The following is a 12827-nucleotide window of genomic DNA, read 5'->3' as shown; positions in this document are numbered from 1 at the left end:
ACAGGGGTACGACGGTTTTAGCGAGGCGCCCGCTGGGAGGGTCGTCGGCAGGCATCGACAAGCGGAGACGTGGCTCCAACGGGTAGAATCAATGCTCGTGGCTCTTACTATTGGCATCGTCGGACTGCCCAACGTCGGCAAATCAACCCTTTTCAACGCACTGACCCGCAACCAGGTGCTCGCTGCGAACTATCCCTTCGCAACGATCGAACCGAACGTCGGAGTCGTGAACCTGCCGGACCCGCGCCTGGCGAAGCTGGCCGAGATCTTCGGTTCGCAGAAGCTGCTGCCGGCGCCTGTGTCCTTCGTGGACATTGCGGGCATCGTCAAGGGCGCCTCCGAGGGCGAAGGCCTGGGCAACAAGTTCCTTGCCAACATCCGCGAGGCTGAGGCCATCGCACAGGTGGTCCGTGTGTTTGACGACCCCGATGTCATCCACGTCGACGGCAAGGTGGACCCGCGCTCCGACATGGAGACCATCAACACCGAGCTGATCCTCGCTGACCTTCAGACCATCGAAAACGCGATCCCGCGCATCGAAAAAGAAGTCAAGATCAAGAAGCGCGATGCCGCAGAACTGGCCGCCATCAAGGCCGCCCAGGTTGTGCTGGAACGTGGCGACACCATCTTCTCCTCCATCAAGACCGACAAGCTTGAGATGGCCCACCTCAAGGAGCTCGGGCTCCTGACGGCCAAGCCCTTCATCTACGTCTTCAACGCCGACGAGGGCATCCTCGGAGATCCCGCCAAGCAGGAGGAACTGCGTGCCCTGGTGGCCCCCGCAGATGCCGTCTTCCTTGACGCCAAACTCGAGTCCGACCTCGTTGAGCTCGACGAAGAAGAAGCCCGCGAGATGCTGGAAATGAACGGCCAGTCCGAGTCCGGCCTGGACCAGCTGGCACGCGTCGGATTCCACACCCTCGGCCTGCAGACCTACCTCACGGCCGGCCCCAAGGAAACCCGTGCCTGGACCATCCGGCAGGGCGACACGGCGCCCCAGGCGGCCGGCGTGATCCACTCCGACTTCCAGCGCGGCTTCATCAAGGCCGAAGTTGTCTCCTTCGATGACCTCATCGAGGCCGGCTCCATGGCCGAGGCGAAGTCCCGCGGCAAGGTCCGCATCGAAGGCAAAGAGTATGTAATGGCCGACGGCGACGTGGTGGAGTTCCGCTTCAACGTCTAGTCAGGACCGGGGCCATTTGGGCACCGACGTCTCAACAGGGCCGCAGGTCATGGAGTCCCACCACTTCATGGCCTGCGGCCTTTGCTGTTGATCGGGAGGCCGACGGCCGTGTCTCCTAGGAGTCCTTGGGCTTGTCCTTGGAGGTTGTTTTCGCGTCAGGTTCGGGGGCGTCGTGGACCTTTTTCGGGATCTTTCCCTCGACGTCGGCAGGAACCGGGGGATCTTTTTCTTCGTCTGTGGACATGGGCCAAGCCTAATGTCTTGCCTGCACAGTAGCCTGCTCCGGCGAGAAATCTAACCGCAGGATCTCAGTCGGATTCACGCCGCCAAACTGAATCGCCGGTGCGTCGCCCCTTCGGCGTGGCGGCGAGCATACGATTTCGCTTAGAGATGGTGTTTTCCAGTCCGTCATCAGTGAATCCGCGGCCAGCGGATTCCGCCGGCGAAGGGTGTCATATTGGTTGTATGCCGCGGAGGGGTGTTTAGACGTGCGTCCGGGAGTTTATCTCCAGTCGGTGAAGGGCTCGTGGGGCGTTGGGGCTGCCGTCTGCGTACGGCCAGCGAAGCAAACGGGACAATGATGAGAACTACGATTACGCCGAAAAGCGTCAGCAGGACGGCGCCTAGAATGACGGCTCCCATGACGACCAGATGCAGGTTCAGAAAGTCCGATTCGGCCGTGGATACGGATAGTGGATTGTGTTCGGGGAGAATTGCCATCTGTACTCCTGGGGATTCGGCAAGTTGAGTCACCGATAAGTGGGATGGATCTCTCGATCGTGACGCAGAACACATAAATTCCCCTGGCTTCAGAGGACTTTGCGCGAGCCGGGTTCCGCTTCGGGTATTTGCCGACGAGTGTCTGCCTTTCAGAACGGGAATCTGTTGTGCGCATGAAGCAGAGGCAGAATCGTGGCAACTGATTACGACGAGGTGCGTTCCGACGTCAGGGAATGCCTGGAAAGCTCTCTGAAGGCGTTGAAAACAGCAAGCGCCCCAGGTGCGCTCAGTGTTGTTCTGGAGCTGGACCAGGCCGATGGTCTGGATCAGGAGGGTCCCGGTGGAGCATTCATTGCCGAGGAATTGGTCGTTCAGGTGGTGCCGCAGGCGAGGACGAGTTCACGTGCTTTTCGTGTTTCCTTATCCGGCACCGTTCCCAGATTGCCCGGGAGAAGGATGGCCACGCGTACTGCGTGGAATGCGAAGGGTGATCCGTGAATACCGATGAACAGACCCCGGGCCTCTCCGCGGTGTAGGCCAGGATCCGTTCCTCAGTCATGTCATGGAGGCCCTGCAAGGCTTCGGGGTTGCCCGGGCGGAAGGTTGTGCCTGGTGACGAGGATGTCGTCCAGGCTGGTTCCTGGAGAGTGCTCGGCCCCCAAGGTTGTCAGCACGTGCCCAAGGGTCAGAGCGCTGGCAGTAGGGGAGGGCGCGACAATACCGCCTGTAATTGGCGCAGCGCCGGGGGCAGCAAGCGATTCGAAATCAGGAACGGGATGACTGTGTGGCATGGCGCCCGGGCAGCAGCGCAACAGGATACCCTTCAACTCGAGTGTCTTAGCTGCCAAGGGGGAAACCATGAGCGTCCACGTACCAACTCCAGAGCATGTACCTGTATCTACTCCAGATAACGACGCTGCCAAGACCATCAAGGCTCGAACCTCGGTCGGCATCGGACTCATGGTCTTCACTGTGCTCACGACCGTAGGGTCGTTCCTGCTCTACCTGCCATACCTTTCAGTGCTGGATTCGCTCACTGGTGCAGAGAGGGCCGAGCAGGCTGGGTTCATTGCACTGAACGTCTGCTACCTCCTGGCCCTGTTGGGTACAGGAATCTGGAACGTAGCAGCCAGAAGGTCGCCTTCAAAGGTCCCACTGCTGGCTGCTCTCGTGATGACACTACTGGCGCTAACCATGTCTGTGGTGAACACCGTTGATGCCGTAGTGACCACAGGCCGGCTGCCCGGGGTTTTCATCACCCTTCTGTTGGTGGCGCTGCTCATCCAGATCATCAAGCTCCTGCGGGCCAAGCGTGTCTGAGTCCGTCAGGAAGCACTGCTTCCTGACCATTGAGCAGGGCGCCGAGGAACTCAACGTTTCAGTAATCCGTCCACGCGTAGTCGATCCATCGCCAGCAGCAAGGACGCAGGGTCCCGGGCGTCTCGCAGGTCCACCGGACGCCGCCCATCAAGGGTGGGGGAGGGTACCATCATCCACGGCGCGAAATAGTTGTGTGGGATCCGCAGTTCCAGCGCCCGTTCGAAGAGGCCAGTCACCACGGGATTCAGAGAGACGTCGGGTTGGCCGGCACTAGCTGAGGGATTGCAGTCGCCTCTGCGCGGCCATCGGCTCCCGCCACAGCGTAAACGTGCGCAGCTCCGCACCGACGGTTTGGAGGGCAGTCTGTACTGCCAATGTTCGATGCTGACCAGATCTCCGGTGCCGATCACGGCCCGGTTCCGGGCTTCCCACCATACGTCCCGGGTGTACCAGCGTCCTCTGCCTCATGAAGCTCTTGAAACCCGCCGCCGTGAGCTGGTCGCCCTGGCCTATCGTTTCGGGCTGAGCCGCCCGCATATCTTCAGCTCTGCTGCCCGGTGCGTCGACCAGCTCGGCAATGGTTTCGACATTCTGGTTGCACGATCCCCTGGCGTCGGACTGCTCGGGATCGCTGCTTTCGCAGCTGTGGCCAGCGACTCGATGGGCGTTGAACTTGATGTGGTTGCTGAGGGTGCGTTTCCTCCGGATTACGTGGAGAGCCCTCGGTTCTGCTAATCCAACAGATTCGACGGGCTCAACTTTGACCCAAACCTTCCCTGTCCTGCTGTCAGACAGCGTATGCTACCACCGAGTAACGTTTGACTTGAAATTCCCGGCGTTTTAGGCATGTAGAGGTTGCGGAACGGTTACAGTTTGGCCAGCATGGTCCAACATCCGGACGCAATGTGGGTAGGCTTACACTCACATGTAGGCAACGTCACAGTAGGAAACTGTGCCTGCCTGGGGGAAACCACCAACCTTCCCCTGATCAACTTCCCGACTCATAGGAGGCGGAATGCGTTTTTCGCGCACTTCCAAAGCTCTAGGCGTAGCGGCGGTCATCGCCCTCGCAATGACCGGTTGCGGCGGCGGCAGCAACAATGACTCCGGTGCATCCGGAGGAAATCCCAACAAGGTCATCATCGCTGACGGTTCTGAGCCGCAGCGGCCGCTGATGCCGGCGGACATCAACGAGGTTGGCGGCGGAAAGATCGCGACGCTGATCTTCTCGGGCCTCGTCAGCTACGACCCCTCCGGCAAGCCGGTCAACGAACTGGCTGAGTCCATTGAGGCGCCTGACGCCAAGAACTTCACAATCAAGATCAAGAAGGACCAGAAATTCACCAACGGCGAAGCCATCACGGCCAAGACGTTTGTTGACTCCTGGAACTACGGTGCGGCAGCAAAGAACGCTCAGTTGAGTGCGACATTCTTTGAGAGCATCAAGGGCTACGACGAGACCAGCGCCAAGGGTTCAACCGTCGACACCATGTCCGGTCTGAAGGTTGTGGACGACACCACCTTCACCGTTGAGCTCAAGCAGCCCGAGTCCGACTGGCCGCTGCGACTTGGCTACACGGCCTTCATGCCGGTCCCTGCCGCAGCACTTGCAGACCCGAAGACCTACGGCGAAAAGCCGGTAGGCAACGGCCCGTACAAGATGGCAGAGAACGGTTGGCAGCACAACGTGCAAATCCAGCTCGTTCCCAATGCTGACTACAACGGTCCGCGCAAGGCCAAGAACGGTGGCGTGACGTTCAAGATCTTCCAGAACGATGACGCCGCGTACCAGGACCTCCTGGGCAACAACCTGGACATCCTCCAGACGATCCCGACGAGCGCCCTCGCCAACTTCAAGACGGACCTCGGTGATCGCTTCATCGAGAAGCCGTACGCCGGCAACCAGACCATCGCCATCCCGGAATACCTCCCGGAGTGGAGCGGTGAAGCCGGTAAGTTGCGCCGCCAGGCCATCTCCATGGCAATGAACCGTGAAGAGATCACGAAGGTGATCTTCAGCGGTGGCCGTCAGCCGGCGAAGGACTTCACGGCTCCCGTCCTGGATGGCTACAGCGACAGCATCCCGGGCTCGGACAACCTCAAGTTCGACGCCGCCAAGGCCAAGGACCTTTGGGCCAAGGCTGACGCCATCCAGAAGTGGGACCCGAACACCGTCTTCACCATCGCGTACAACGCTGACAAGGGTGGTCACAAGGCATGGGTTGAGGCTGTTACCAACCAGCTGAAGAACAACCTCGGCATCAAGGCAGAGGGTCTTCCGTTTGCTACCTTCAAGGAAGCCCGTGACCTCGCCACTTCCGGAAAGCTGACCGGTGCGATCCGTGCGGGTTGGCAGGCCGACTACCCGTCGCTGTACAACTTCCTGGGCCCGATCTACAAGACCGGTGCCGGCTCGAACGATGCCCGTTATGAGAACCCGACCTTCGACAAGGCCATCTCTGACGGTCTCTCCGCTCCTTCAGTTGCTGAGGGTAACAAGGCAATGAACAAGGCGCAGGAAATCCTCCTCCAGGATCTGCCGGCCATCCCGCTGTGGTACCAGGTGTCGCAGGGCGGCTGGAGCACAGGCGTCACGAATGTTGACTACGGCTGGGACGGCGTCCCGCTCTACTACAACATCACTGGCAAGTAAATGACGATCGGCGGCGGGGGCGCTCATTGAGCGCTGCCGCCGCCTTATCGCGTTTCACATCAATGACGCCCAACTCCGGTTGGGCGTCCTTGTGCAGACATCTTCGGATCTTGGCCGGGGCAGCCTGCACATCGATCGAAAAGGTTCTTCGATGAACAACTCCGCTGCACCCCTGGATCGGGTGCCCGCTGTTCGGGAGGTATCGCGCTAATGGCCACATACATCCTGAAACGATTCCTCCAGCTGATTCCCGTTTTCCTTGGAGCAACCCTCCTTGTGTACTTCCTGGTGTTCAGCCTCCCGGGTGACCCCATTGCTGCGCTCTTTGGGGATAAACCCGTCAACGAAGCAGTCGCGGCCAAGCTCAGGGCCCAATACAACCTTGACCAGCCGTTTATTGTGCAATACCTGCTCTACCTCAAGAGCATCTTTACTTTTGATCTTGGCCAGGACTTCTCCGGCCGACCCATTGCCGCGGTACTTGGTGAGGTGTTCCCGGTAACGGCCCGCTTGGCGATCATGGCGCTCATCTTTGAAGGCGTCTTCGGTATCGCTTTTGGTCTTGTTGCCGGACTCCGCAAGGGCAAGCTTTTTGACGGGACTGTATTGATCGCCTCCCTGATCGTCATCGGTATTCCGATCTTCGTTCTCGGCTTCCTTCTTCAGTTCTTCATCGGCGTCCAATTGGGGTGGGCTAAGCCCACCGTCAGTTCAGCTGCGACCGTACAAGACCTCATTCTTCCGGCGATCGTGCTGGGCCTGGCATCTTTCGCCTATGTCCTGCGCCTCACCAGGACCAGCGTCATCGAGAACATGAATGCCGATTACGTTCGGACAGCCACGGCCAAGGGGCTTTCACGCTTTAGGGTCGTCAACGTCCATATCCTGAGGAACTCCTTGATTCCGGTCGTCACGTTCCTCGGGGCCGATCTTGGCGCCCTTATGGGTGGCGCGATCGTAACTGAGGGCATCTTCAACGTCCCGGGCGTCGGCAACAGGTTGTACCGCGCAGTTCTTTCCGGGGAAGGACCTACCGTGGTATCAATCGTCACAGTTCTGGTCCTTGTTTACTGTGTCTCGAACCTGATTGTTGACCTTCTGTATGCCTGGCTTGACCCGAGGATCCGCTATGACTCCTGATAACAACCTGACGGGGCAGGACACAGCCCCGCGTCACATCGAGCACTTCGTTGCTGACCTCGAAGAGACGCCGCTGCAAGCCACCGACAAGGTGAAGGAGGACCAGGCGCCCTCCAGCCTCTGGGGTGAGGCATGGAAGAACCTGCGTAGGCAGCCGCTCTTTATCATCTCGGCCATCATGATCCTGGCTGTTGTTGTGGTCTCCCTGTTCCCCGGCCTGTTCTCACCGATCGACCCCTCTGGTGAAGCCTGCCAGCTTGCCAACTCTAACGGCGGACCGGTCAGTGGACATCCCTTGGGCTTCAACAAACAGGGTTGCGATGTCTATGCCCGTGTGATTTTCGGAACACGATCCTCTGTCACCGTCGGCCTGTTCACAACACTCGGAGTTGTCATTTTCGGTGGAACCATCGGTGCCCTTGCCGGCTACTACGGTGGCTGGGCTGATGCCCTTCTGGCCCGCCTGACGGACATCTTCTTTGCCCTGCCGCTGATCCTCGGCGCGATCGTCATGATGCAGCTCCCTGTATTCCGGGCCAACCGGACTGTATGGACGCTGATCCTCATTCTGATCACTTTCGGGTGGCCACAAATTGCCCGCATCACCAGGGGCGCCGTCATCGAGGTACGAAACGCGGACTTCGTGATGGCAGCCAGGTCGTTGGGCGTTTCGCGCTTCCGGTCATTGCTCCGCCACGTTCTGCCCAACTCCTTGGCTCCAATCATTGTGGTGGCCACCATCTCGCTGGGTACCTTTATCGTGGCTGAATCCACCCTGTCATTCCTGGGTATCGGTCTGCCCCCGAGTGTTATGTCGTGGGGTAATGACATCCAGGCAGCACAGGCATCGTTGAGGTCCAACCCCATGCCGTTGCTGTACCCGGCTATTGCACTTTCGATCACAGTCTTGAGTTTCATCATGCTGGGCGACGCCCTTCGTGATGCCCTCGACCCGAAAGCGCGCAAACGATGAAAGGCCAAGCGATGAACACATCGGTTCACATCAAGGAAGAACCAGCTGGCTCTGAACGTCCGTTGCTGGAGATCAAGAATCTGGCCATCAACTTCGCCACAAGCAACGGTGAGGTCAACGCCGTCAGGAACGCGCATTTCACCGTCATGCCAGGGGAGACGGTGGCGATTGTAGGAGAGTCCGGCTCCGGTAAATCCACCTCCGCCCTCGCCGCTATCGGGTTGCTTCCGGGCAATGGTCGGGTAGCCGCCGGAGAGATCCTCTTCGACGGCGAAGATATCGCCCACGCCAGCGAAAAGCGCATGATCGAGCTCCGCGGCAATTCCATTGGCATGGTGCCCCAGGATCCGATGTCCAACCTCAACCCAGTGTGGAAAATCGGGTTCCAGGTCAAGGAGACACTGAAGGCCAACGGTCTTCCCTCCGGGCCGGAAGACATCGCCAAAGTGCTGTCTGAGGCGGGGTTGCCTGACGCAGCGCGTCGGGCCAAGCAGTACCCGCACGAGTTTTCCGGCGGTATGCGCCAGCGCGCCCTCATCGCCATTGGCTTGTCCTGCCAGCCGCGCCTGCTGATCGCGGACGAGCCGACGTCGGCCCTCGACGTCACGGTCCAGCGCCAAATTCTGGATCACCTGGACAAGATGACGTCCGAGCTGGGGACCGCTGTCCTGCTTATCACCCACGACCTCGGCCTGGCGGCCGAGCGGGCTGACAAAGTCGTGGTGATGTACAAAGGCCAGGTCGTCGAGTCCGGACCTTCCCTGGAGCTGCTGCGTAATCCGAGGCACCCGTACACCAAGCGTTTGGTGTCTTCGGCGCCTTCCCTCGCATCGCGTCGTATCCAGGTTGCCAAGGAACAGGGCGTTGAGTCCGATGAACTCCTGGCACCCAGCGAGCCGGTGATCGTGGAATCAGCGCTCCCGGAGGAAGTGCTGAAGGTTGAGGAACTGACCAAGGTCTTCAAGCTCCGTGGCGGCATTGGCAAGACGACGGACTTCAAGGCTGTGGACTCGGTGTCGTTTTCCGTACGGCGTGGCACAACCACGGCAATCGTGGGCGAGTCGGGATCCGGAAAGTCGACCGTGGCCCAGATGGTGCTCAACCTGTTGGAGCCCACCTCGGGCAAGATCATTTTCGATGGTGTGGACACATCCACGTTGAACAGCAAGGACCTGTTCAAGTTCCGTCGCCGGGTGCAGCCGATTTTCCAAGACCCTTACGGCTCCTTGGACCCGATGTACAACATCTTCAGGACCATTGAAGAGCCGTTGCGGACCCACAAAATCGGTACCAAGGCCAGCCGTGAAAAGAAAGTGCGCGAGCTGCTGGACCAAGTTGCTTTGCCACAGTCCACAATGCGGCGGTACCCGAACGAACTCTCGGGTGGCCAGCGTCAGCGTATTGCAATCGCACGCGCCTTGGCCTTGGATCCTGAAGTCATCATCTGTGACGAGGCCGTGTCCGCGCTCGATGTCCTGGTCCAAGCCCAAGTCCTGAACCTCCTCGCAGAACTTCAGGACAACCTTGGGTTGACCTACCTGTTTATCACCCACGACCTCGCTGTGGTCCGGCAGATCGCAGACCACGTGTGCGTCATGCAAAAGGGCAAGCTCGTTGAAACGGGCAGCACGGACGATGTCTTCGACAACCCCCGCGAGGCCTACACGCAGGCCCTGCTGGACGCGATTCCCGGTGGTTCGCTGCTGCTGCCTCCCGAGGTGGCCTGACCGGCGTCGTAATTTCAAAGCAAGAGCCGGTGGTTCCCTTCAAAGGGAACCACCGGTTCTTGCCGTTAAGCTACTTGGCTGCCGAAGAGCTGTCGGGGCGCGCAGTGAGCCCCAAGGCCGTCAGCTCGCGGGCCAGTGCTACGCCGAGCTTTGCGTGCCCGGTAGGCCTGAGGTGGACGCCGTCCTGGAGGTCTCCGATGGCGTCGTAGCGGGTCAACCAGTCGCCGGCACTGACGAACGGAATGCCATGTTTGGCCGCGATCCGTCCCAGGAGTGCGTCCACTTCGGTCCGGCGTCCGCCGCCGTTGCTGACCCCGCGGGCCAAAGTGCCGATCATGGCCAGCCGGGAACCTGGGTAGCGGGTTTTCAGGGCAGCGAGCAAGCGCTCTGCGTTGCTGGTGATCTGTGCGTCCGTGGCCCGCTGGGTGGCATCGTTTCCGCCGCCTTCCACCACAATCAAGGGCGGCTCGCCGTAGGGGAGTACCCAGTCGCCGCGTTGCAGTGCGTCGATGTAGTTGCCCGTCTTGCCGTTGGTGGCCACATATCCGGTGCCACCCATTCCCACCACGTGCAGCTTGTACCCCAATGCGGCGATTCCTTGTTGTGGCCAGGAACCCGCAGGCATCGCTTGAGAATCTCCGATCAGCACTGCGGTGTGGCGTACATCGGCCAGCACCAGCTCGTTGCGGTTGTTCACGGGATTCTTGTAGAGGGAGCCAGCGGGCAGGTTCAGAGCGCTCGGTTCGGGCGCCACCCTGAGTGGTTTATCGGAGGCCGCCGTCTTGGCAGGCGCGGGCGCGACGGATGGAGCAGGGGCACTGGTTGGCGCTGGTCCGCAACCGACCGCGAGGACGCCGACGGCGATCAACGGTGCGATCATGCGGAACACGGCCGAAGATTGACGCATTGATTGGTCTCCGTGGGGCACTGGTTCTGCTGCAATCATCAGGCACTGGCGCGCGAAAATCCAGCATCTTGACTTGTGTTTACGAACACGTGGCCTCCTGTGACTGATGCCACAATCCAGCTACCAATAGCTTGCTTTTTAGGCTCATAAATGCATCTGCGTTTAGACTGGATGCAGGTGCCCTGTGTCCCGGGGTCTTTTCGCTGTGTGTTCCGATCAAGTCGATCAGGTATGCGCGCGGATACAAACAGCTGACTTCACCACTGAAACGAGTCATAAACGCATGTCTGAAACCATCACCAACACTGCGTCGCGGAGCGATCTGCGCAACGTCGCGATCGTCGCACACGTTGACCACGGTAAGACCACCCTGGTCGACGCCATGCTCAAGCAGACCAACTCCTTCGCTTCCCACGGTGAGGTTGAGGACCGCGTCATGGACTCCGGTGACCTGGAGCGCGAAAAGGGCATCACCATCCTTGCGAAGAACACCACGGTTGCCTACAACGGCCCGTCCTCCAACGGCGAGACCATCACCATCAACGTGATCGACACCCCCGGCCACGCCGACTTCGGTGGCGAGGTCGAGCGCGGCCTGTCCATGGTTGACGGCGTTGTGCTGCTGGTTGACTCCTCCGAGGGCCCCCTGCCGCAGACCCGCTTCGTGCTCCGCAAGGCCCTTGCTGCGCACCTGCCCGTCATCCTGCTGGTCAACAAGACCGACCGTCCCGACGCACGCATCGACGAGGTCGTCCACGAGTCCATGGACCTGCTCCTGGGCCTCGCCTCGGACCTCGCGGACGAAGTTCCGGACCTGGACCTGGACAAGGTCCTCGAAGTTCCCGTCGTGTACGCCGCCGCCAAGGTTGGCCGCGCGTCCCTCGAGCAGCCGGCCAACGGCTCGGCACCGGAGAACGAGGACCTCGAGCCCCTCTTCAAGACCATCATCGAGCACATCCCTGCTCCCACGTACAACCCGGACGGCGTGCTGCAGGCACACGTGACCAACCTTGACGCATCGCCGTTCCTTGGCCGCCTCGCCCTGCTCCGCATCTACAACGGCACCCTCCGCAAGGGCCAGACCGTTGCCTGGGCCCGCGCGAACGGTGAACTCAAGAACGTCAAGATCACCGAACTCCTGGCCACCAAGGCACTGACCCGCGTTCCTGCCGAAGAAGCCGGTCCCGGTGAAATCGTCGCAGTCGCCGGTATCGAGGACATCACCATTGGTGAAACCCTCACCGATGCCGAGAACCCGCAGCCGCTGCCGCTCATCACGGTTGACGATCCCGCGATCTCCATGACCATCGGTATCAACACCTCGCCGCTGGCCGGCAAGGTCAAGGGCGCCAAGGTCACCGCCCGCCAGGTGAAGGACCGCCTGGACAAGGAACTGATCGGTAACGTCTCCATCAAGGTGCTCCCCACCGAGCGTCCTGACGCGTGGGAAGTCCAGGGTCGTGGCGAGCTCGCCCTGGCCATCCTTGTTGAGCAGATGCGTCGCGAAGGCTTCGAACTGACCGTCGGCAAGCCGCAGGTTGTTACCAAGACCATCGACGGCAAGCTCCACGAGCCGATGGAACACATGACCATCGACGTTCCGGAAGAGTACCTCGGCGCCGTCACCCAGCTCATGGCAGCCCGCAAGGGCCGCATGACCAACATGGCCAACCACGGTACCGGCTGGTGCCGCATGGAATTCATCGTTCCTGCCCGTGGCCTGATCGGTTTCCGCACCCGCTTCCTGACGGACACCCGTGGTGCCGGTATCGCAGCCTCCATCTCCGAAGGCTACGAGCCATGGGCCGGTCCCATCGAATACCGCACCAACGGTTCGATGGTTGCCGACCGCGCCGGTGTTGTGACCCCGTTCGCCATGATCAACCTCCAGGAGCGCGGTTCCTTCTTCGTGAAGCCCACGTCCGAGGTTTACGAAGGCATGATCGTTGGCGAGAACTCCCGCGCCGACGACATGGACGTCAACATCACCAAGGAAAAGAAGCTCACCAACATGCGTGCTGCTTCCTCTGACTCCTTCGAGAACCTGACGCCGCCGCGCGAGCTGACCCTCGAAGAGTCCCTCGAATTCGCCCGCGAAGACGAGTGCGTTGAGGTGACCCCGGAAGACATCCGTATCCGCAAGGTCATCCTCGACTCCAACGAGCGCGCCAAGGCCAACCGCGCCCGCGCCAAGGCCTAGTCCT

10 protein-coding genes and 1 pseudogene are annotated in these 12827 nt (G+C 60.4%); 9 read left to right on the top strand and 2 right to left on the bottom strand.

Translation table 11 applies throughout. The features are described 5' to 3' along the window. The first annotated feature begins 97 nt into the window (after positions 1-97). Positions 98-1183, top strand: coding sequence for a redox-regulated ATPase YchF (gene ychF, locus N5P29_RS14235; protein ID WP_262275523.1), 1086 nt, complete (start codon positions 98-100; stop codon positions 1181-1183). Between the two features lie 115 nt (positions 1184-1298). Here the strand turns inward: ychF and N5P29_RS14230 are convergent, their stop codons facing one another. Beyond that, on the bottom strand, positions 1299-1427 hold the full coding sequence (locus N5P29_RS14230; protein WP_262275522.1) for a hypothetical protein: 129 nt from the start codon (positions 1425-1427) through the stop codon (positions 1299-1301). Positions 1428-2095: 668 nt separating this feature from the next. On the opposite strand from N5P29_RS14230, the pseudogene N5P29_RS14225 reads away from it, so the two are divergent. From N5P29_RS14225 to N5P29_RS14195, 7 genes and pseudogenes are all read left to right on the top strand, one after another. Continuing rightward, positions 2096-2394: pseudogene (locus N5P29_RS14225) on the top strand (DUF4193 domain-containing protein). A gap of 367 nt (positions 2395-2761) precedes the next feature. Beyond that, positions 2762-3223 (top strand): hypothetical protein, encoded by a 462-nt coding sequence (locus N5P29_RS14220; RefSeq protein WP_262275521.1) that lies wholly within the window; start codon positions 2762-2764, stop codon positions 3221-3223. 444 nt (positions 3224-3667) lie between these two features. Further along, positions 3668-3958, top strand: coding sequence for a nucleotidyltransferase (locus N5P29_RS14215; RefSeq protein WP_262275520.1), 291 nt, complete (start codon positions 3668-3670; stop codon positions 3956-3958). Between the two features lie 280 nt (positions 3959-4238). Beyond that, positions 4239-5876 (top strand): peptide ABC transporter substrate-binding protein, encoded by a 1638-nt coding sequence (locus N5P29_RS14210; RefSeq protein WP_262275519.1) that lies wholly within the window; start codon positions 4239-4241, stop codon positions 5874-5876. Between the two features lie 210 nt (positions 5877-6086). Continuing rightward, positions 6087-7016 carry an ABC transporter permease gene (locus N5P29_RS14205; RefSeq protein WP_262275518.1) on the top strand — a complete coding sequence of 310 codons (930 nt, stop codon included), beginning with the start codon at positions 6087-6089 and terminating at the stop codon, positions 7014-7016. Then, positions 7006-7989: an ABC transporter permease gene (locus N5P29_RS14200; protein ID WP_262275517.1), complete on the top strand. Its 984-nt coding sequence runs from the start codon at positions 7006-7008 to the stop codon at positions 7987-7989. The genes N5P29_RS14205 and N5P29_RS14200 overlap by 11 nt, the downstream gene beginning before the upstream one ends. 11 nt (positions 7990-8000) lie before the next feature. Continuing rightward, positions 8001-9716 carry an ABC transporter ATP-binding protein gene (locus N5P29_RS14195; protein ID WP_262275516.1) on the top strand — a complete coding sequence of 572 codons (1716 nt, stop codon included), beginning with the start codon at positions 8001-8003 and terminating at the stop codon, positions 9714-9716. A 70-nt stretch (positions 9717-9786) separates the two neighbouring features. On the opposite strand, the gene N5P29_RS14190 is transcribed toward N5P29_RS14195, so the two are convergent. Beyond that, a complete protein-coding gene (locus N5P29_RS14190; protein WP_262275515.1) occupies positions 9787-10623 on the bottom strand; it encodes an SGNH/GDSL hydrolase family protein in 837 nt (278 codons plus the stop codon). 283 nt (positions 10624-10906) lie between these two features. Here N5P29_RS14190 and typA point away from each other — a divergent pair, with 283 nt between their 5' ends. Beyond that, positions 10907-12823, top strand: coding sequence for a translational GTPase TypA (gene typA, locus N5P29_RS14185; protein WP_262275514.1), 1917 nt, complete (start codon positions 10907-10909; stop codon positions 12821-12823). Positions 12824-12827 lie beyond the last annotated feature (4 nt).

The sequence above is a fragment of the Paenarthrobacter sp. JL.01a genome, from assembly GCF_025452095.1.
Classification (GTDB): domain Bacteria; phylum Actinomycetota; class Actinomycetes; order Actinomycetales; family Micrococcaceae; genus Arthrobacter.
Note: the sequence above shows the minus strand (reverse complement) of the source record. Positions and strands in the feature narration are given on the sequence as shown.

What these genes read in the sequence shown, in the direction of transcription:
- typA (WP_262275514.1), top strand. Translation starts at nt 10,907, where the DNA reads ATGTCTGAAACCATCACCAACACTGCGTCGCGGAGCGATCTGCGCAAC.
- N5P29_RS14230 (WP_262275522.1), bottom strand. Translation starts at nt 1,427, where the DNA reads ATGTCCACAGACGAAGAAAAAGATCCCCCGGTTCCTGCCGACGTCGAG.
- N5P29_RS14220 (WP_262275521.1), top strand. Translation starts at nt 2,762, where the DNA reads ATGAGCGTCCACGTACCAACTCCAGAGCATGTACCTGTATCTACTCCA.
- N5P29_RS14190 (WP_262275515.1), bottom strand. Translation starts at nt 10,623, where the DNA reads ATGCGTCAATCTTCGGCCGTGTTCCGCATGATCGCACCGTTGATCGCC.
- N5P29_RS14200 (WP_262275517.1), top strand. Translation starts at nt 7,006, where the DNA reads ATGACTCCTGATAACAACCTGACGGGGCAGGACACAGCCCCGCGTCAC.
- N5P29_RS14210 (WP_262275519.1), top strand. Translation starts at nt 4,239, where the DNA reads ATGCGTTTTTCGCGCACTTCCAAAGCTCTAGGCGTAGCGGCGGTCATC.
- N5P29_RS14205 (WP_262275518.1), top strand. Translation starts at nt 6,087, where the DNA reads ATGGCCACATACATCCTGAAACGATTCCTCCAGCTGATTCCCGTTTTC.
- N5P29_RS14195 (WP_262275516.1), top strand. Translation starts at nt 8,001, where the DNA reads ATGAACACATCGGTTCACATCAAGGAAGAACCAGCTGGCTCTGAACGT.